The organism is Bradyrhizobium sp. Kon56, assembly GCF_055807635.1.
In genome coordinates, this window is record NZ_JBVVOU010000009.1 from 222,339 (window position 1) to 242,173 (window position 19,835).

Here is a 19,835-nt window from a genome sequence, read left to right on the forward strand (position 1 = left end):
AAAGTGCGTCCGAGGCTGTGGTTCCCAAACTTGCGGGTACGCTTTCGGAGGGCGGTGCTCTCTTGGCCCGGCAAATTCATTTCCTCGAGCGGCCCTCAGCGCCCGTTGAGATGGCCATTCATCTCTCGACGATGGCGTGGAACGCCAGCAGCAGCTGAGGGGCTTTGTGTGCTTTCGTGAAAGCTGGCTACGGGATCAACCTGAACGGAAAGGCAAATTGCAACGTCGAGGTGGTAAGCGCCGGTGGCCCCGGACTTGTGCGCAGGCTCATCTCCGTCGCGGCCGCCGTTTGGGCCAAGCTGGACGATCACAACATTTCGATCTTGTCTGCCGCCGTCGCCTTCTATTCCTTTCTCTCGATTTTCCCCGCCATTGCCGCGCGGGTGTCAGTCTACGGTCTCGTTGCCGACCCCAACGATATCGTGCGACAGCTCAATGCGCTCCAGATCATCCTGCCAGGTGAGGCGACTGCGCTCATTTCAGAACGATTGAAAGTGCTCGAGCAAGGCACGCATCCGCCATTCGGCCTCGGGCTGATGGTCAGTGTAGGGATCTCGATCTGGAGTGCGCGTTACGCCACCGGGACGCTCATGACCGCCTTGAACGTGACTTACGCGGTTTCCGAGGAGCGTGGGCTTGTTGTCTTCAATGCCGTCGCTCTGTCGCTGACCGTGGCGTTGATCATCCTCGCAGGCGGCGCCGTGATCCTAATTGCGTTGATTCCCCTCCTGCTCAGCTACCTCCCAATTCCAGCCGGGTGGAGGGCTACGGCAATGTTGATCCGGTGGCCGCTGCTCGTGTGCATGATCATCGCGATTGTCGCTCGCTCTACCGCTACTCACCCAACAGGTCGAAGCCGACATGGGACCTTGCTTCGGCCGGCGGGCTCCTCGCTACGACCGGATTGATTGCCGGTTCTTGTGCATTCTCAACCTACGTGAACACGTCGCAGCCTATCAAAAGACCTACGGATCGCTCGACGCAGTTGCCGTGTTGACGACATGGCTCTGGGTCGCAGCTTACTTCATCCTGGCGGGCGCCGAGCTCAACGCCCAGATCGGAAGGGGGCTGACTCAGCGTTAGCCTTTGGCGTATCAAGACCCGGCAGAGGCAAAGATCTCTTCGGTGAATCGCCCCATCGGACCTGCCCGGACCATCAGAGTAAACAGCTGATGTCGGCCTTCGACGTCCTCCCTGTCGCTGCGAGCGGCAATCAGGCGATGAGCGTCCGCAAGGACGAGGTCGGCGTGGCTGGAGAGCGCCGAGAGCCGGGCGGGATCGCGCTCGCAGCTTGCGACCTGGGTCATCACCTCGATCATCCGGATCGACACTGCAGGTTGCGCGCCTGCGCTTTGCCGGATCATATGGAACATCGTCCCGAGCAATTGATCGTATTGCACATGCGGCACCACCAGGACCGGCTGACTTCCTCGGATCGACACCCCTGATGGCAGATGCAGGGGCACAAGGTCGCACAGCGCCGCGCCGAGTCGATCCAGGACCGAGAGGGCGGTGTGCGGATCGTTGATGCCGGGGGAAAGAGCCCTCACCGCGACTTCGACAAGTTGGCGAACGGCAAAGCGCAGATCGGAAGCAATGCTGCTTGTTGCGCCCAGCGCCGTCGCATTCCGGATAGCCGCTTCGGCACCGTCGACGGGAGGGTTAACCAGAGCGACGGTCGCCCCCGGGAAAACATAGTCGCCGGGGCCGATCAACAGCCGAATGGTAACTCTATGCTTAGCCGCCCAGGTGGCCAGGCCCTCTTCGTCAAGATGTTGCAGATAACCGCGCCGCGAGTCCTTCAGGGGCAGGGAGCCGATCCAGTACTCGCCCGGAGGAGGTTTCGGCTGCGGATCCTTGACGGTTAGCTGGCGCATAGCGCCGCCGAGGTCTTCGCTGACGAGTTCGACGACAGTTTCCACGTTGATCCGGCCGGCAACGTGACCGACGAAATAGACGAGCATCGCCACACAAGCCAGAGCGAGCAGAATTCCAACGCTCAGTGATAGATGAGGGACGAAGCCGCCCTCGGGCTCCGTCCGAATGCTTCTCAGCACCACGAGGGTATAGCAGAATGTGCCGAGCAGCATCCCGAGCGTGGCTTGATTGCCGCGATCGCGGACGAAATTGCGCAGGAGCCGCGGCCCCATCTGACCAGCAGCGAGAGACAAGGCGGCGATGGTAATGGAGAACACCGTTCCCGCGACGCCGATCGTCGCGCCGGCGACTGTGCCAAGCAGGGTACGCGCGCCCGTCGCGCCGCCATCGTACAACCAACCCTGCAGATTTGCGAGCGACACATTGCTCCGGTCGATGTGAACGAGAGCGAAGGCGCCGCTCAGGCTGCAAAGCACCACGAGCATCGGGACCAGCCAGAATGTCTCGCCCAGATCAGCCAGCAGTTTTTCAGCGCGGGCAAGCATGATTTAAGCCGGCAAACCGAATCGACTTGGAAGCAACAGCCGGAAGGTGGAGCGGTTCCGCCGAACCGCTCCACCTCACACTATTACCCGTTGCTTGGGTACTTGAACTCAGGCGCCGACTTCAACTGGTCGGCCGTCGTGTCCATCGTAGCGGTCCACTTCTTGGCCGCATGATCGAACTTCAAATTGATCGCCGAAGGTCGTACTGCAACGTAGTGGTCACCGATGCCCAGGAATCCTCCCACGGAAAGAATATAGCCGTCGATGCCGTTTTCATTCAGCGCAACATCCTTGATCGTGCCAATGTCCTGTTTCGAGTTGTTGTACACCTGCAGACCCACCAACTGCGAGCTCAGGCCATCCTTGGGAGGCACCGACGTGAAGGCCCCGCCGGGGCGATCCGAAGTCGCATTGGCGCTGCCGCTGGATGAGTTTGCGTCTGAGGAGTTCTTCTGCGCATTCGCCCCGATCGTTTTCACCTCGGCGAAAGTGTTGGGGCCAACGAACATCGTCACCGGATTTCCTGACCGATCTCTAGCCTCCACCAGGAACGACTGCGGCCGTACCTTTACGTCGGAGAAACCGGCCTGCTGCAAGTCGTTGACCATCTGCTGCCGAACGCTCGCCTCGCTACTGTTTGACTGGATCGCGTCGGCCTTGTTTGTTCCCTTGTTGCTGGTGGTGCTGCCACCATCGGCGCGATGGTCCACCGACTGGTTGGGAGGCGAGTTCTGCACAGCGCCATGATCCGCAGGACCGGTGGCTCGCGGTGCGTTTTGCGCCACCGCAACGGATGATACGCCAACAAGAAATGCCGCAGCCAAGAATGAGGTTGCCTTCATAGGTAGATCTCCTTTTGCTCAAGTTTCGGATTTTTGACCTGCCGAACAGCGGGGTGCCGCGGGACACCTCCGGCCTAGGGACATGGGTGCCTGATGCCGTCGTAGCCCATGTAGGTCCCGGAGCTCGGGTCGTACGATTTGTACCGCTGGGAACAATACGTGTTGTTCTCAGCAGCTTGCGCCCGGCTATTGGCGAGGGCGCTTCCAATCGCCGCACCTGCCACAAAGCCGCCTACGGCTGGGCCCCAGCCCCGACCATAGCGGTGCCGGTATCCGTCCCGCCAATGATGCCAACCATGGCGGCGGTTATGCCTCCATTGAACCTTCACCAGATTGGCGTCGTTTTTGGCTGCTCCACTCGCCGTTATCATCGGCGCTGCCTGCATCGGCGCTGCCTGCATCGGCGCTGCCTGCGCCGCTCCAATCGGGACCGCCAGAGCCAGCACGGCAGCCGCGCCGCACCATTTATTCGAGTGATAACAAGTCTTCATACGCTCTGCTCCTTGCTGCATTCCATCAACGGAAATGCGCGAGCGGCGGTGCCGTTGCAGAGACACTCGGTACGGATGTGTACCTCAGTGCTGGCCGCAGTCGCTGCTGGCGCTGAGTGCAACTCTTGCGAAACGAGCTTCAGCTGCGAAACGAGCTTCGCCAGCCGTTGCGGAAGCGGACAAACTTTGCGCGAATTATTCGGCCGCGGCTTGATCACCGCGATGACCAGTGACAGTCCTGCACCAACGTGAGGCCAAGGCATGTCTCCTTGTGGCGCAGAGTTCTCGGGTCAGGCAAGCGCTCGAATGCAGTGCTAGTCAGGAGTACGTTAGCGCACCCACCCTGTACCGTGGCAGGGCGTTTTGATCGGAACGCCCAAAATTCATGGCGATTGTCGCAGGGTAGGCCGACAGCGCTTTGCGAACGGTCGACCTCGATCTATCAGTCACGGAATTGGCATACCTGTCTGTGACGAAGCCGGTAGGAGCGTGGCATGCTTAAGTGGGCGTTGATATTTTTTCTAGTGTCAATTGTGGCAGGATTCTTGGGCTTCAGTGGAATCGCCGCTGGCGCATCCGCGATCGCCAAGTGGCTATTTTTCGCGGCCGTCGCGATTTTCTTGATTTTCCTGGTCCTAGCCTTCGTGGCAGGTGAGGTGCTTCTCTAGCTCTTGTTAGGGAGCGTCACGGCGGGCAAAGGCGATCCGTAGGTTCGGCGAACCAGCGGCCGCAGTTCGTCGTCAATCATCAACGTTCAAACCGAGGGGCTCGATAGCGATGCGTGCCAGAGATTTGTGGCGTTTCAGGAGTCTGTCACTACGGAACTCTGGCAAGCTCGCACGCGGTCGCTTCCGTTGAGAGCTCATAAGTCGTTGGAGAAGATGCCGTGTCCAGTAAGCGAATCGGAACTATAGCGGCCGGGATTATTGCTGCGTCCGTTGTGTTAGCGAGCTCGGAAGGACCCAAAGCCCTGGAGTGCCCCACACCTCATCCGAACCACTCGGACTTGGCATTACCTCAAACCCAAACGGAGATCAGATCTTATTCTAAGCTCATTGCCGCGCAGGGGGGCGAGCAATACCTACCATCCTTTATGGGCTGAAGAGCCGCTATCCTCACGCGACCGACGCTGCGCTGACAAACTTCATGATCGGCTTGTTCTGTCCATTAATCAAAAACAATGCGGCGTTGTCGGAGGAGCAAAAGAGGCGCGCCCTGAAGGTGATCGCAAAGAAAATCTACGCCCGGATAGCCGAGTGAAGCTGTTGTTGTGGTACCCGACTGATGAGCGTTGGCGTATGCGATCGAGTGCCTGTTACTAGCCCTCGCGCAGCGACCCACTCTAAACGGGCACGACCGCACTGTGGTTAAATCGCCATGCTTGAAGACGCAGCAAAGGGGGCCGAGCAGCCTGTGCGGGTCCAGAGAGGCCAAAGCGCGGCGGCAGGAGCTAAGACGATAGCCAGAGAGAAGGGTTCTGAGCTGAACCCCGGCGGCAGTCTTTGGTTGGTCCGTTACCGCACAATGCACAGCGATAAGTCGGAACGCAAGATCCTGCGTTCATGTTGTTAGGTACCGCTGTTGTCGCTGCCGCGAAACTGTGGTGCGAGCTCCCACGCACGCAGCTCCCTAGAACACTTCGCGTTCGAGATCCGCAGAGCGGGCCGTCAGAGCGACGAGAGGCAGAATGCACGACTCTGTCGAAATCAAACATGCGCGGGATGGAGCAATCAACGACACGTTGAGCTCGGCGGATGATCGGATCGTGCTTTCGAAATGGACGCCACCCCGTGAGGGCATCGTTCCGCACATCCGGCTCGGGAATCGATGGTTCAACGTTTTGTGGGTCATCCCACTCGGCGCTGCAGCATTAGTCCTCCTGATAGCCTTGGCGCAAAATCTTCGAGAGCTCTCAACCGTCCAAGACTTCATCAGACGGTATCCAGGAATCGCGCAAAACGCACCCTCCGTCGATACTGGTTTTCCATGGTGGCTCCAGCTCCAGCATTTCTTGAACATGCTCTTCATGATGTTGATCATGAGGGCGGGCATCCAGATACTGGCCGATCATCCTCGCCTGTATTGGAACAGGGATTGTACGCCAGGCACAGAGTGGTTCCGGTTTCAGCACCCCGTACCCAAGGATCGTATCTGGACCGCAAAGGACGATGCGGTGAGCCTTCCGGGCTGGCTCGGCATTCCCGGGCTGCGCCACACCATTGGCCTCGCCAGGTGGTGGCACTTCTCTGTTGATCTTCTTTGGGTGCTGAACGGCCTCGTCTTCTACGTCATGCTGTTCTCCACGGATCAGTGGCTGAGACTTGTGCCCCTGACGTGGGACGTCTTCCCGAACGCCCTCTCGACCGCCATCCAGTACGCCTCCCTGAACTTTCCGACGGAATCCAGCTGGACCCGCTATAATGGTCTGCAGCAGCTCAGCTACTTCGTGACGGTCTTCATAGCGGCGCCGGTTTCCATTGCGACAGGACTCCTGCAGGCTCCTGCGATTTCCAACCGTCTAGGCTTGCTCGGGACCGTGCTCAACCGGCAGGTCGCCCGCTCGATACATTTTATCTCATTCACCTGGTTTGTCTTCTTCATCCTCGCGCACGGGATAATGGTTTTTATCACTGGGTTGCGGGAAAATACCAACCACATGTTCGCTGGGGTGAAGAGCCAGCACTGGGTCGGATTTCCGCTGTTCCTGCTGGCGCTCATTTTGGTGGGCTTGGCTTGGTGGGCCGCTTCGCCGTTCACGGTCAAGCACGCCCGTCTGGTGCAAAAGACAGGGCGTCTAATGGTCGGCTGGATAAAGGCCGTCGCGGAGTGGTGGGCACCGACCGCGGAGTTGCGCAAATCTGACATATCGCCGCATTTCTGGCCGAACGGCACTATGCCCAACTCCGCCGAATACGAACGTCTGCTCAAAGGCAAGTTTCGCGACTATCGCTTGCGGGTCGGCGGGCTAGTGGAGACTAGCCGGGAATTCTCGCTGGCCGATCTCAAGCGGATGCCGAAGCAGAAACAGATCACCACCCATTTCTGCATCCAAGGATGGTCGGGCGTGGCCGAGTGGGGCGGCGTGCGCATGAGCGATATCCTTGATGCGGTGAAGCCCTTTCCAGAGGCTCGCTACGCCGTCTTCTACTCGCTCGCGGACGGCTCTGACGGAGGCCGCTACTACGACGTCCACGAGATGTTCAACATGCGTCACCGCCTGACAATCCTGGCCTACGAAATGAACGGTCATGCGCTCAGTGTGCTGCACGGCGCGCCGCTGCGGCTCCGGTGTGAGAACGAACTGGGCTTCAAGATGGTCAAATGGATCGAAGCCATAGAGTTCGTACGCGAGTTTAGCGATCTCGGCGCCGGACAGGACGGTTACAACGAGGATCATGAATTCTACGGCTACCGAATGCCGATTTGAAACCGGACGCTTCCGTCCTCGGCCGGCTGCGACCACAGAAGAGAAACGTGAGGAAACGAATGGTTAGAACATCGGCTCGGCCCACGAGTTATGGGCTTTGGGTGCTGCTCTCTAGTTCTCTAGCTGGCTGCATCGTGGCAGGGATCGCCACTTTTGATCAGGGCAATGGAATCGCCCATTCCGGCGGAGCCTATCTCGTGCTGGTCACCACCCTCCTTCTCGCCGCGGCGTCTCTGTTCCTCGCGCTTTATCAACACAAACGCAAATGGCTAAGGGTCGTTCTTGCCGTCCTCGTCTTGTTCGATCTCCTCGGCACCGCATTTGCCGCCTACTTCCTGGAGACGCCAATCCTCGTCGGATCCATGGCACTCGGGCTCGTCGGATGGATTGTCTACATTCTCTCAAATCCGAGCCAGAATAATTTTTTACTCGCCTCTTCAAGGAGCAACAGATGAGTACAACCCACGGAATTTCGTTCTCTTTGGCAGCGTGCCTCCTGCTCCTTGCGGCCCCCTCCCTCGCATTCGGACAATCAAAGGGCCCGGCGCAGACTGCAGGCGAACCATTGTCTGTCGGCCAGGATGGAGTTGCAACAAATGGCTCTGCCAACCGACTGCCGAGTGGAGAGGAAGGCTCCTCCGAGGCGACTGCTCAGGTACAGCCCTCACGCAAGGGACCTGACAAGTGGATGAACGCGCGGAATACGTGGGGGACATTCAACGGTGACCTCAACGCACAGAAGTTTTCGACGGCCGACCAGATCACGCCCGAGAACGTCAAGGGCTTACGGAAGGCCTGGGAATACCACACGGGCGACGTCTCTGACGGTACTGGCGAGAAGCCAATGAGCGTTTGGTCCGCGACGCCGCTGTTTGTCAACAAAACCCTGTATGTCGGCACTCCGTTCTACCGGATCGTAGCGCTCGATCCGGGTACCGGAAAAGAGAAATGGAAGTTCGACCCCCACGCGGTGCTCAAAGCGCTGACGCAGCCGGACCTGAAGAACCGCGGCGTAGCCTACTGGCAGGCCGAGAATGTGCAAGGTGGAATGGAGTGCCAGAAGATTGTCTACATCGGCACGATGGACGCCAAGCTCTACGCCGTCGACGCCGACACCGGCAAGTCTTGCAGCGATTTCGGTCAGCATGGCATGGTCGATGTCAACCAGTGGAACACCGTGAATGCGAAATGGCCGCTATCGCTTCTGCAGCCGCCGACCGTTTATCATGACACACTCTATCTCGGCTGGGCAGGCAAGGACTGGGCTGACGAGCAGGCTCCCCCGGGTACCGTATTTGCGCTCGACGCCCGCACCGGAAAATTGAAATGGACCTTTCACGCGCTTGACCCCACCATTGCTCAGCACAGTGGGACCTCAAACGTCTGGGCATCAATCTCGATCGACGCCGAAAGGGGACTCCTTTACATCCCGGTGAGCTCCCCGAGCCCCAACTTCTACGGAGGGGATCGGAAGGAGAAGATCCCGCTGGCAACCTCCGTAACGGCACTCGATGCGGAGACAGGCAAGATGGTCTGGAGCCGGCAGCTCGTGCACCACGACATTTGGGACCTCGATACCAACGCAGCGCCCACCTTGGTCGACCTGGAGAAGGACGGAAAGAAGGTCCCTGCGCTAGTGCAGACGACAAAGCAAGGCTTCCTGTTCGTCCTCAATCGCGAGACCGGGGAGCCGATCTATCCTATCGAAGAACGACCGGCGCCGAAATCTGACGTCCCGGGCGAAGAGGCTTCGCCAACACAGCCGTATGTGGCGACGCCAGCTCCCACGATACCCGACAAATGGCCGGGCGTGTTTCCGCTCGCCGACTGGATCGGCTTCGGCAGTTGCAGCCGGGAAGCCAAGAAGCTGCGTTACGACGGTCGCTTTACGCCTCCCAGTCTGCAGGGCACGATCACATATCCTCCGACAACGGGCGGGACCGAATGGGGCGGCGGCGCCATCGATCCGCGCACGGGCGTGTTCGTCGTGAACTCCAGCAGCGTCGTGCAGATCTATCGGCTGATCAAGCGCGAAGATTTCAAGCAACAGGCGCAAAATGGCGAAAGCTCAGGCTACTACGCTCAGGAGGGGTCTCCATACGGCTTCAAACTGGAGACCTTCCTCAACTGGGCCGGTATGCCGTGCTGGAATCCGCCTTATGGCATGATCGCAGCTTATGATCTGAAATCGGGTAAGCGTCTGTGGAATGAGCCTTTTGGGCAAGTGCAGAAATACGGGTTCTACATGCCGAAATCCTGGGGCTCGGTGACGATCGGAGCACCCGCGATTACCCAATCAGGCCTGATCTTCATAGGCGCATCGATGGATTCGCGGGTGCGCGCTTTGGACCTGAAATCGGGTACGGAATTGTGGAGTAACCTGGTCGATGCGCCGGCTGTCGCCATGCCGGCCATCTATAACTACAACGGGAAAGAATACGTAACATTTGTGGTGGGCGGCAATTCGATCCTTTTGCCGAAGGTGAGTGATCAGGTGGTCTCTTTCGCTTTGCCGGGCTGAAAAACAGGAGCTAAGGCGGCGGGCTGCGGCAACCGAGATCAACGCGATGCTGCTTTGGAGGCCGTGCCCATAAGCGGAAGGCACAAGACCGTATCGAACCCGCTACTCCGTCACTCGAACCTTTCCCGACGGGAGGCGTTTTGGGAGGAGAGAGCGAAGGCGGGTTGCCGTGAAACGACAGCGTTGGCGAGTTCTTTGAAATGGCGACGAATCAAACAACCCGCAACAGAAAGGGCGAAGCAGATGACGCGAGCAGATAGGATCGCCAGGCTTAACGAGAAAGTGAGCAGGCAAGTCGAGCGCCGCCGGCAAGAAGCGGATCAGCTAGGTCCCCCGTTTCCGGAAGCGAACTGTAAAGCCAAAGAACCAGTGATCCAGTCCGAAGAGTCGCTCAAGCCCGAGTAGACGCTGGCTCGAATGACGCACCAGAGTTGAACAGAGATTGTCGGGCATCCGGTGAGCCAGAGAAACGTGAGATTCATGCGGCGAAGGAAGGCCCATTGATGGCTTCGAGTGTTCATAGTAACCATGCATCCGCTGCGTCACCACCACGCCCTTCTGTGCTCGACGCGAATGTCCCTATTGAGAACACCGACCAGTTGCGTATCGCGATTGATCAGGGGAGGAGCCGGGAGAAGGTCGACGCCCCGGATCCTGCGGCGGCTCCGCTCGGGACAGACGACGAAGCAGGCGGATCGCCGGATAGTGCAGGTCAGGTTCGCCTAGCTGCTGCGCAAGAGGTGAGGGCTTGGCCTGGCGCGGAGCGACAACGGAGGTTTGGCCTCGGTAGTGCATGGTGGCTTATCGGATTTTCGGTGTTCATGAGCCTTGGTATTCTCGTTTCCTTGCTTTGGGTTAGAACCTAGAACTGATGTGTTAGTCGCGACCGTAGGGTATTAGCGGCTCCGCCGTATAGTGCAGGTTGGCGCCGCAGCTGACCGCTTGTGCGGCGACGAATCGAGTTCGAGTTGCTGCCAGAAAGTGCCACGCCTCGCGTCCGGCCTATCCGACCAACTGATCTTCGATCACGACGCGGCTATGTTGGCCCTCCCGGCGGCGGAGGGCACCGCTGGTGCTTGGCGCGCGCCCCTCTCGGTCCTTTCCTACCACGGAAAGGGGCCTTCAGGTGCGACCTCCAAACTGAAGCTCAGAAGGTTCTAATCAGCACAACGCCAGCGAGTACGGCCACACTCGTTGGCGTCGCAGTGACTGCGACTGTTCTATGATGTCAGCGGCAACGAGAACCTCCAAGCCAAGTAGGACCGGCCGACCGGTGTCTTGGCGGAAGAGTCGGTACCCATCTGGCTGCTCCGGAGGGCGAACAAGTACCGGCCCGTTGCGATCAGCAGCCCGACGATGATCGGAAGTACACCCGCAACATTCTTAGCCCCGCCACACGGGCCCTGTCCTGCTTCAGGCCCCGATGGCTGTGCGAAATCCTCTTCTTCATGTCCATCGCACGGTCCCGATCCGGGCCTGACGAGAGAAGGTCCGCAATCAGACAGGAGCGGACCTCCTTCGGCTTTCATTCGTTACACGCAAATCGCACGGCCGGCTCGCACCCAAATGCGCCGGTCACTCAGCGAGGGATGGGTCACCAAGGGACGAACAGGCGTCTCACACCGACGCACCATCAGCAGAAGGTCAGCCCGAAGGTAAAATGCGAAAATGATCACTCGTAATGACCGGCAAGTATCCGATCGTCGCGCCGAAAAAGAGGCTATCGAGCGCGAGATCAAAGGAATCCGCCGAGCAGTTCTCATCGTGAATACGCGTTCGCGGCGAGGTGCAGCCAACTGGTCGGAAGCCAAGGAACAGCTTTTGCAAGCAGGGATCGTACTTGATGGAGTTTATCCGGTTCGGAATGCCGAGAAGCTGCCGGACATCGTCCGTGACGAAATCGCCAAAGGACAAAAGCTCATCATTGTGGGTGGCGGGGACGGAACTGTTAGTTCGGTTGCGCGCCATTTTCGCGACAGGGGCGTAGTTTTGGGGCTTCTGCCGCTGGGAACAGCCAACAGCTTTGCTCGGGCCTTGGGGATACCGCTCGATCTTCAAGGCGCCATCGATGTCCTGGTCGACGGCAAGGTCGCTGATGTCGATCTTGGCACAATCAACGAGAGCCGTTTCGTCAATGGATCCTCGATCGGAATGCCCTCGATCGTCGGCCGTGCCACACCTCACGTTCTGAAGAAATATTTTGGTCGCGCTGCCTACGCCCTTGTCGCCGCAGGCAAGTTCTTGCGATTTAAGCCGTTCCTCTGCGTTGTTACCGCCAGCGGGGTGGAGCACGTGTTCGAAGCGCTGGACGTCCGTATTGCGAGTGGAGGCTACCAGGGCGGTGTCCTGGTCGCCCGCGAAGCGAAGCCGGACGACGGGACCATCATGGTGCAGATCCTGACAGGACCATCCAAGTGGACAATGGCCAAGGAATGGGGCCGGCGGGCGTTTGGCGCCCCCTTTGGTGCGGCGAATACTGTTTGCCTAAAGGCTCCGGAATTCTTGATCGATACGGACCCGAGCCAGCATGTCTCGGTGGATGGTGAGGTCATTACGCAGACCCCCGTAGCTACCGAGGAAAAGGGCGAACCTGTCGTTCGCGCGCGGCCCGGGGGAAGGCTCGACGTCATTTGGCAGGAAGGTGATCGCGTTCGCCTGACGTGGAAAGAGAGTGGCGGCCCGCTGCTTACGGGTGAACCAAAGACCAGCGGTTTCGGATCTCATCTCGCAGCGAAAAGCATCATTGCCTTGAGGGGATCCCTGACACGCAGTTGGGGGAATAGCGGGCTAAATGTGACGATCGATGTACCCATGGCTCAGCTGAACTCGTGACTTCGAACACAGTTCAGAGAACTGCTTTGAGGTGACAGGCATCCACACTGACGGCTTGGCTGCTTCGGTCAAGGCACCGGAGACAGATTCGCTCTGGAGTGCCGGCCGCCGCAGTGTGACCAGCTTGCAATTACGAACAAATCTCTCGCGTATCGGTCGCACTGAGGGAGTTCTCATGGGCAGACAAGATCACACGATAGCAGTTGCAGGACATCTCCTTCAGGCGCGCCTTATCCAAAACCTCGATGTGAGCACGGCGTTGCATGACGATGCCTCGCCCTTCCATTTCGCCCATGGTTGCTGTGATGCCAGCGCGCCGTACTCCGAGTGCCTGCGCCATGCATCGATGCGTGAGCGGGATTTCGTCAGAGGCTAACTTGTCCTGTGCAACCAACAGCCACCGAGCCAGCCGCTGTTGCAAGCTGTGTCGTGAGTTGCACGCTGCAAGTTGCGAGCTTTGGATCAGAGTAGCCTGAACATAGCGCAACAGCAATTTTTCGATTTCGGTGCGTGTCCTCACCAGTTCAATCAGTGCATCAGCTTCTATTTGCAGCGCTCTGCCCGGAACCTGAACGATGCACCGGTGAGAGGAGACACGCATTCCAAGGATCAAAGGAATGCCGATGAAGTCCTTGGCTCCGATGGTCTGGATTTCAACTGGAAGGCAATCTCCGGCCCTGGCGGTCAAGGAGGCTGCGCCGTCTTCGAGGAAGTAGGCATACTTTAGCGGGAGATTCCGCTCTTGCAACATTTGTCTCGGGGTCAGGCGTACCTCGCTGCAACGTTCAACCAGCAGGCTGCGTGATGAAGATGATAGCCGACGGATCAGATCGTTGCTTGATCGGCGGGCAGGCGGCGCTTCCTGTGCCGGTTTGAGCGATCGCGTCTGACTTGACGGCGCAAGCCCGCTTTCGAGTTCTTCCCTCAACATGATCGCCTCCGTGCGAAAACCATTTGTCCAGATGTGGGGAGGGTGCTCTCCGTGTCACAGTCAGGCTGAAGTGAAGGTGGGTCAGGAGAAACCTGACAATCAGCAGGACCTGATCCACAGGCTTTGCGACTTCGTCTACCCGAGGCGCTCAAGCACCGGGAACGAAACGGATCGTGAGCGAAAGCATGCTGAACGCTTCGCTGGCTCGTGGGCGCATCTGCGCTTTCCAGGGAGGGCTCATAGTTGGACGCGGGCTCCCTGTGCTTGGCACGGCAGCGGACCATCTGTTGGGTGATGCGTAGAACTAGAAGCGCCGCAAGCGATTGTGAGTAAGGAGCAACGGTCGCATCTCAGGTCGCAGGAGTATTGGAATGCGTGGTAAGAGCAGGATCGCCCTCGCACTTCTTCTTGGTGCAATTGCAAACTCAGCTCTTTCCGGTATCGGACGAGCCGAGACGGCGAAGCCGGTTGGGGTGGAACAGCCGGCCCAATCCCAGCAGTTCGCAAACACGGTTTATAGCGGCTACCGTGCCTCCCGGTTGCTCGGGAGTGCGGTGTTTTCGCTGAAAGGTGAATATTTGGGGAGCGTCCGAAACGTGATTGTTGCAGACGACGGGCAGATCGTTTCTTTGGTCGTTGAGGGATTTAGAACCAAGGACGAACCGGAGTTCATCTCTCGAATTCCGTTCAAGCGGGTACTACGGCCGGTTCATGAAGGCGCTATCGTGGCGGACTTCTCCGACTTGAGGTCCCGAGAATATGGGCTCTTTTTTGATCCCGGTCAGGCGCAAGAAGAGTCGCACGAGTTCTCGATCTCGAAAATAATTGGAGACTACGCGCGTTTGCAGGCAGGCCAGGGTTACGGCTATGTCTCCGATTTAGTATTCGATAGGGCCGGAAAGCTTGCGGCAATCGTAATATCTCGGGAAGCGTCTGCCGGTGGAGGCACCTATGCCTTCCCGTACCCGGGCCAGACGGGGCAGTGGAGCCCGAAACTAAGCTATTACGGCCTGCCTTACGTCACGGCAGATCAAGCAAACAAAGCCGGTCTGCGCCTCGACATGAAGGAGTTTCAGAACTCGTGATCACGGCGGCGGTAGATTGTTGCCCCGGTCTCCTCCGGATCCATCGCTGGCTTCACGCCGGCGGCCTCGAGCTCCTTCTTGACGCCATGTGATGCCGGCCTTGCTGGCGAGCGAGCGCGAACAGGTGACGAATTCGGCGTTGAACCGCTCGATATCCTCCGTCGGGACGATCGTGACCGGGCAGCGGTTCACGGGGTTGATCACGGTGACGGCGCGCAGGTGACCGCCTGCGATCAGCTTGCGGGTGACCTTGTCGGCGACGAGCAGCCTGTCTGCCCACCCCTCGGTGGTGAGCCGCCGATGTCGGCGCCGCGGACGAGGGCGGACCTCCTCCAGGTCCAAAAGAAGGGCCATGTAGTTGCGCTGGCAGGCGAACCCGGCCATCCGCGTCGGGCGGCTGTCGAGGACCGCCCGCGTGACGTCGACCGAGCCGCAGCAGGCCAGCCTGCGGCGCTCGGGACAGCCTGGGTGGGCCCGGCGGCCGCGACGGGCATGGCGCCATCGAGCAGGCGGACCAGGAAGGCGTCCAGGTCCTCGGGCGCGAACGTCGCGGACGGATAGGGTGGCCGGAGCCACCGCCTGAACCAGGGAAGCGGTCTTCTCGGCATCGTTTGCGTGGGTTCAAGCTTTTCGGTGTCCCTCTGATCGGCGCGACGCCCGAAAACGCACATAAGCTTCTCTTGACGATCGGCCTCGTAGGATGCGTGCTTGCGCTCGGATGGGGGCTGCGCAGAGTCGTCGCGCTCGGGCAAAGACTGGTCAGTTGGCACAGAGTCCTGTTTTGGGTGCGGCAGGCGATAAACCTTCTGCTCGCTGTGACCCTCGTCCTCGGTGTGCTCTCGATCTGGTTTGATGATCCAGCGCGGCTCGGTACCGCCGCTGGTCTTCTGTCGGCGGGGCTCGCTTTTGCTTTGCAGAAGGTCATCACAGCAACGGCAGGATACTTCGTGATCCTAAGGGGCCGAACATTCAACCTCGGTGATCGCATCGTGATGGGAGGCGTCCGCGGAGACGTGATCGCGCTGAGTTTCATGCAGACTACCATTCTTGAGATGGGGCAACCTCCACCCGTTCAGTCGGATTCGCCTGCAATGTGGATTAGAAGCCGTCAATATACGGGACGCATCGTGACTGTGTCGAACAGCAAGGTGTTCGACGAGCCGGTCTACAACTACACCAGAGAATTCCCGTTTATATGGGATGAGATTAAGATACCGGTACGGTACCAGGATGACCGATCAAGGGTCGAGGAGTTGCTGGTCGACGCCGCGCGGGCGCATACCGCGGGTTTTAAGTCGACGGCCGAAGAGTTCTCGGACGAAATGAAGCGCGTCTACGGTCACACAATGTCGGACTTTGATCCCCGCGTTTACTGGCGATTGACCGACAATTGGCTCGAGTTGACGCTTCGCTTTCTCGCTCCAATCCACGGTGTTCGCGAGCTGAAGGACGCGATCAGCCGGGACATCTTGTCGGGCCTCGATGGCGAAGGAATTTCCGTGGCTTCTGCGACCTACGACGTCGTTGGAATGCCAACTTTGCGGATCTCGGCAGATGCTCGCCCAGGGGCCCCGCCTGCTTCTTAGCACGCCAGATCCGCTCGTTGCGTTGCGGGTAGGGTGGCGTCACAGGGCGCCCTGACCCACGACGCGGATCGGGATGATTAGTACCAAACACGAGAGCGTAGCGACCATTGCAGCGCGGATGAGCGCGTGCCAGCAACAGGCAAATTTAGCCGTACAGTAGCTTCCCAGCAAAGTGCCTGTCCGGCGCGTTCGTCCGATGGGTGAATGTGCGGGCACTTCGCTAGAAGCGCGGTGCATCACCAACGATGATACGCGCGGATGACCGCGTGATGATGATGATGCCGGTGGTACCTTGGCGCCCAACCGTAGCTATGACGCCAAGGGTGTGCGTGCCGGACGGTATATCCCCACGGCCGCGGCGCGGACCAGCCGTAGCTATAGCGCCAAGGCCGAGGCCCCCAAGCGTACGGTCGCGGTCCCCAGCCATAGCCTCCCCAGTAAGGCGTATAGGCGTATGCTGGATAATACCCACCGTAACTGTACGTGTACCGGTAGCCGTAGTACGGCGGTTCATAATAGTAGGGAGCCGCGATGGCGGAGCCTATCAACGCTCCTGCAAGTAGTCCCGCGCCGATCCCCCAGCCGCCACGCCAGCGAATCTGCGTGAGATTATCCTGCACTGTGGACGTGTGCTGCGTCGGGCTCGCGGCAGCCGAGAGCGCGGTCAATGGTGCAGCCTGGCTACTGCCCACCGGAGAAATCGCGATGAGGCCGGTGAGAGAAAGCGCAATTGTAAATCTCCGCATCTGTGGCTCCTGTAGCTTCAGAATGCGGTCTCAACTTGAGCCTGCTATCTTGGTTTCTCGCGTCAAGAGTTTAGGACACTTTGTCGCGCCGAGTGCCCGGCCAGAGTCGCGAGTGTACGACACCGTACCAACTGAGAGGACACCGAACATGGCCCGGCAACGATCAACCCAATCAAGAGAGTGCTCAAACCGGTTTGGGAGAGTATCCTAAGTGCGGGCGGCAGCGAGACCGTTGGTTTCTGAATCCATCGTGCGATGACATTTTCATCCAACAGCTATATCGTCAAAGCAAGAGAGCGATCCAAGCGGCAAGGGCTGGAGACTGTGCCAGAGCCACAAGGATCGCCGGCGCTGCGCGCCTGCAAGTGCCCCGATGCAAGTTCAGCAGGGCCGCAGATAGTGGCAGGGCAAGCCGATGAGGAGGACCCATCCAGGAGCAGGCCGCACGATCAGCATGTCGACAGCCGAGAAACCAGAGCTTAAGCGTAGCCACGGAGCTCTCCATCAACTTCGCGGCCGCGAGGTCGCCACGCCGTTTTCAGGTGAAGCGCCATCGGGCCGGCGCGGCAATGGCGGTCCGCTCTGCCTCGCCCCGCCTGAACGATATAGTCGGCGTCCTAACCAAACGCGCGGTCGCAGATGCTGGCATCGACAGCTGCGAGGATTGAACCGGGTAGAGCGAGCGCGTCTAGCCCCGCGCTTAAACGACAGTTCGAGACGAGACTTATTGTCCGACCGTCCGCTTTGCCACCCAGCCTAGAGTCGAGCCTTGGATGATGATGCTGAACAGGACGACCCCATAGGTTGAGGCGAGCATTGCGGCCTTGGCCGGGTTATCCGGCATGGACAGGGCGAGTGCAACTGAAATTCCGCCTCGGACGCCGGCCCAGGTGAGAAAAGGCGCGTTGCGCAAGGAGAGCAGCCGAGTCCATCCGAACAGAAATGGTTGAACCGAAACAGAAACAAAGCGGGCGAAGAGAACGATTGGCACCGTCGCTGCTGCCAGACCGAGGCTGCGAGGATCGAAGCGCAGTATCAACGTCTCGAGTCCGATGAGCAGAAAAAGGACCGAGTTGAGAATTTCGTCGATGAGGGTCCAGAGCGCGAACAGATATCCTTGTGTCCGCTCACTCATTGCGTATCGAGGTCCTCGGTCGCCGATGAGTAGGCCCGCGGCGACCATGGAGAGCGGGCCACTGACGTGCAGATGCAGCGCAAGTGCGTAGGTTCCAGTGACGAGGGCAAGCGAGATCAGCACCTCGATGGCGTAGTCGTCGATGAGCCGCATCGCGCGATACGCAACATAGCCAGTCAACAAGCCCAACATTATTCCTCCACCAGCTTCGCGAACGAGTAACTCAGCGACATCGGCGGCCGAAACCTGACCGCCGTCTCCGGTGCTCGCAAAGCGAAGCATGATCGTGAACAGAACAATCCCGACGCCGTCGTTGAACAATGCCTCGCCTTCCGTCTCGATCTGCAGCTCGTTGGGCACTTTGGTGTTGCGAAGCGTACTCAGGACAGCAACGGGGTCAGTCGGGCTGATCAGTGCGCCGAACACGAATGCCCAAGCCAACGATACGGGTAGGTTCAAAAGGCCGCAGATGAACCAGAACATCAGGCCTACGAGGACGGTTGAAATTGAGGTGCCGAGGACGGCCAGAATAAATACCGGAATGGCGCGGCTTCTGAGTGTGTCCAGATCTACGTGCAACGCGCCGGCGAACAGCAGAAATGCAAGCATCCCATTCACCACGACTTCGGCAAAGTCGATCTGCCGGAGCCCATTGGCAAGCTGGTCTAGTAGTTGAATCGTCGGAAACGCCGCATCCAAGCCGATCAGGAGCAGTGACGTCAGGACGCTCATTACGAGAAGACCTACGCTGCGGGAGAGCGGCAGGAACTTGTGATTGAGCCAGCCGAAGACGGCACACAATGTAAGCAGAACGGCAGCGATATCCATCAGCGAAAGCACGACAGGCTCCCTTGTGCTCTGGCGAGAGTGCCTGTTCACTCCCTTCCATTAAGGCCGCTGTTCGCTCTACTCATTGAAGGCAGTGCGTTCGAGATGGCGACTTTTGAAACGTTAATAATCAAAAGCAACTTCGGCAGTTCCTGCGGGACATGTAAGCGGACTAGGATGCGCCTCAATCCCAACCCGTCTCCGCGACCGAGTCAGCCGTCGATTCTGCATCTGCGGCGAAAGATCGCGACGACGATTGTCAGTATCGTCGTTCACTCCGCATTCATTGGACCGACCTAGAAGTGCGGAGGGGGCGTACGACAAGGAAAAACTATGAAGAAAATCGCCTATGGATTTGCGGCCGCTGCTATGCTTGCGGGCACTCAGTTCTTGGTTCCTGCCAATGCGATGATGGCGCCACCGGTCGGCGCCGCGGCAACATCCGAGACGATGCAGGCTGGCTATCACTATCATCATCATCGGAGGGTCTGCACCGTGCGGACCGTAGTCACCCGCGGCTATCATGGTCGGCGTATCGTCAAGCACGTGCGTGTCTGCCGATAAACGCAAACTTGGAGGGCCGTCGATTGGGGCGGCCCTCACCTTGCATAAGAGCAATCTTTGCGCAGTGAGATGGGTGCGCCGCACGTTACATCGGAAGCTGACGCTCAAGAGTCCGGGAAAATCGACGTGCCGCGATCTCCAGCGCCGCGATACAAAGAGCCGTGAACAACATACCGAGCACCAGGAGCACCACGACTGTATCCATGATCGAGCGAGTTCCTGCAAAGGATCGGGGCGACGAATCTGACTTCGTCATTCCTCGGTGTCGGTTGCCACACGCCTATTGCCGTCAAGCAATCGCGTATGCCGAGAACAGAAGGCAGGTGAGATAGATGCAAGCGAGGCAAATGCCAGCGGTTCTCGCCGTGCGGGCATCTAGCCGCGAGCTCGTTCGGGTAGCGAGCCCGGGCAGTTTCTCATACTG

16 protein-coding genes and 1 pseudogene are annotated in these 19,835 nt (G+C 59.0%); 10 read left to right on the plus strand and 7 right to left on the minus strand.

Going from position 1 to position 19,835, the window contains the following annotated elements:
* Positions 1-176 precede the first annotated feature (176 nt).
* Together AC0L3B_RS17440 and AC0L3B_RS17445 are read left to right on the plus strand one after the other, a co-directional pair.
* On the plus strand, positions 177-908 hold the full coding sequence (locus AC0L3B_RS17440; protein WP_473380788.1) for a YihY/virulence factor BrkB family protein: 732 nt from the start codon (positions 177-179) through the stop codon (positions 906-908).
* The gene (locus tag AC0L3B_RS17445; protein ID WP_368507755.1) at positions 862-1,083 is read left to right on the plus strand and encodes a YhjD/YihY/BrkB family envelope integrity protein; all 222 of its coding nucleotides are present in this window, start codon (positions 862-864) and stop codon (positions 1,081-1,083) included. The genes AC0L3B_RS17440 and AC0L3B_RS17445 overlap by 47 nt, the downstream gene beginning before the upstream one ends.
* 11 nt (positions 1,084-1,094) lie before the next feature.
* Here AC0L3B_RS17445 and AC0L3B_RS17450 read toward each other — a convergent pair whose 3' ends face one another.
* From AC0L3B_RS17450 to AC0L3B_RS17460, 3 genes are all read right to left on the minus strand, one after another.
* The gene (locus AC0L3B_RS17450) at positions 1,095-2,423 is read right to left on the minus strand and encodes a DUF2254 domain-containing protein (protein ID WP_473380789.1); all 1,329 of its coding nucleotides are present in this window, start codon (positions 2,421-2,423) and stop codon (positions 1,095-1,097) included.
* An 83-nt stretch (positions 2,424-2,506) separates the two neighbouring features.
* Entirely contained in the window at positions 2,507-3,265 is a 759-nt protein-coding gene (locus AC0L3B_RS17455) for a PRC-barrel domain-containing protein (RefSeq protein ID WP_456653508.1), read from the minus strand.
* 74 nt (positions 3,266-3,339) lie between these two features.
* Positions 3,340-3,777 (minus strand): BA14K family protein, encoded by a 438-nt coding sequence (locus AC0L3B_RS17460; protein ID WP_473380790.1) that lies wholly within the window; start codon positions 3,775-3,777, stop codon positions 3,340-3,342.
* A gap of 473 nt (positions 3,778-4,250) precedes the next feature.
* Here AC0L3B_RS17460 and AC0L3B_RS17465 point away from each other — a divergent pair, with 473 nt between their 5' ends.
* The 4 genes from AC0L3B_RS17465 (at position 4,251) to AC0L3B_RS17480 (ending at position 9,704) form a co-directional block, all read left to right on the plus strand.
* Positions 4,251-4,424, plus strand: coding sequence for a DUF1328 domain-containing protein (locus AC0L3B_RS17465; protein WP_368507759.1), 174 nt, complete (start codon positions 4,251-4,253; stop codon positions 4,422-4,424).
* 1,019 nt (positions 4,425-5,443) lie between these two features.
* Positions 5,444-7,183, plus strand: coding sequence for a molybdopterin-dependent oxidoreductase (locus AC0L3B_RS17470; RefSeq protein ID WP_473380791.1), 1,740 nt, complete (start codon positions 5,444-5,446; stop codon positions 7,181-7,183).
* Positions 7,184-7,317: 134 nt separating this feature from the next.
* Positions 7,318-7,638, plus strand: a complete 321-nt coding sequence (locus AC0L3B_RS17475) for a hypothetical protein (protein WP_204512645.1) — start codon at positions 7,318-7,320, stop codon at positions 7,636-7,638.
* A complete protein-coding gene (locus AC0L3B_RS17480; RefSeq protein ID WP_456653510.1) occupies positions 7,635-9,704 on the plus strand; it encodes an outer membrane protein assembly factor BamB family protein in 2,070 nt (689 codons plus the stop codon). Before AC0L3B_RS17475 ends, AC0L3B_RS17480 begins: the two co-directional genes overlap by 4 nt.
* A 1,161-nt stretch (positions 9,705-10,865) precedes the next feature.
* Here AC0L3B_RS17480 and AC0L3B_RS17485 read toward each other — a convergent pair.
* A pseudogene (locus AC0L3B_RS17485) lies at positions 10,866-11,000 on the minus strand (DUF1622 domain-containing protein); the annotation flags it as partial.
* A 372-nt stretch (positions 11,001-11,372) separates the two neighbouring features.
* Here AC0L3B_RS17485 and AC0L3B_RS17490 point away from each other — a divergent pair.
* Positions 11,373-12,536 carry a diacylglycerol/lipid kinase family protein gene (locus AC0L3B_RS17490; RefSeq protein ID WP_473380792.1) on the plus strand — a complete coding sequence of 388 codons (1,164 nt, stop codon included), beginning with the start codon at positions 11,373-11,375 and terminating at the stop codon, positions 12,534-12,536.
* A gap of 130 nt (positions 12,537-12,666) precedes the next feature.
* Here the strand turns inward: AC0L3B_RS17490 and AC0L3B_RS17495 are convergent, their stop codons facing one another.
* Entirely contained in the window at positions 12,667-13,467 is an 801-nt protein-coding gene (locus AC0L3B_RS17495; RefSeq protein WP_368507766.1) for a Crp/Fnr family transcriptional regulator, read from the minus strand.
* Positions 13,468-13,838: 371 nt separating this feature from the next.
* Here AC0L3B_RS17495 and AC0L3B_RS17500 point away from each other — a divergent pair, with 371 nt between their 5' ends.
* On the plus strand, positions 13,839-14,552 hold the full coding sequence (locus AC0L3B_RS17500; RefSeq protein WP_473380793.1) for a PRC-barrel domain-containing protein: 714 nt from the start codon (positions 13,839-13,841) through the stop codon (positions 14,550-14,552).
* On the opposite strand, the gene AC0L3B_RS17505 is transcribed toward AC0L3B_RS17500, so the two are convergent.
* Positions 14,553-14,936: a hypothetical protein gene (locus AC0L3B_RS17505; RefSeq protein ID WP_368507768.1), complete on the minus strand. Its 384-nt coding sequence runs from the start codon at positions 14,934-14,936 to the stop codon at positions 14,553-14,555. It abuts the gene before it with no gap.
* Positions 14,937-15,232: 296 nt separating this feature from the next.
* On the opposite strand from AC0L3B_RS17505, the gene AC0L3B_RS17510 reads away from it, so the two are divergent.
* Positions 15,233-16,138, plus strand: a complete 906-nt coding sequence (locus AC0L3B_RS17510; protein WP_473380794.1) for a mechanosensitive ion channel family protein — start codon at positions 15,233-15,235, stop codon at positions 16,136-16,138.
* 1,470 nt (positions 16,139-17,608) lie between these two features.
* On the opposite strand, the gene AC0L3B_RS17515 is transcribed toward AC0L3B_RS17510, so the two are convergent.
* Positions 17,609-18,859: a cation:proton antiporter gene (locus tag AC0L3B_RS17515; protein WP_473380795.1), complete on the minus strand. Its 1,251-nt coding sequence runs from the start codon at positions 18,857-18,859 to the stop codon at positions 17,609-17,611.
* Positions 18,860-19,180: 321 nt separating this feature from the next.
* On the opposite strand from AC0L3B_RS17515, the gene AC0L3B_RS17520 reads away from it, so the two are divergent.
* Positions 19,181-19,411, plus strand: coding sequence for a hypothetical protein (locus tag AC0L3B_RS17520; protein WP_204514109.1), 231 nt, complete (start codon positions 19,181-19,183; stop codon positions 19,409-19,411).
* Positions 19,412-19,835 lie beyond the last annotated feature (424 nt).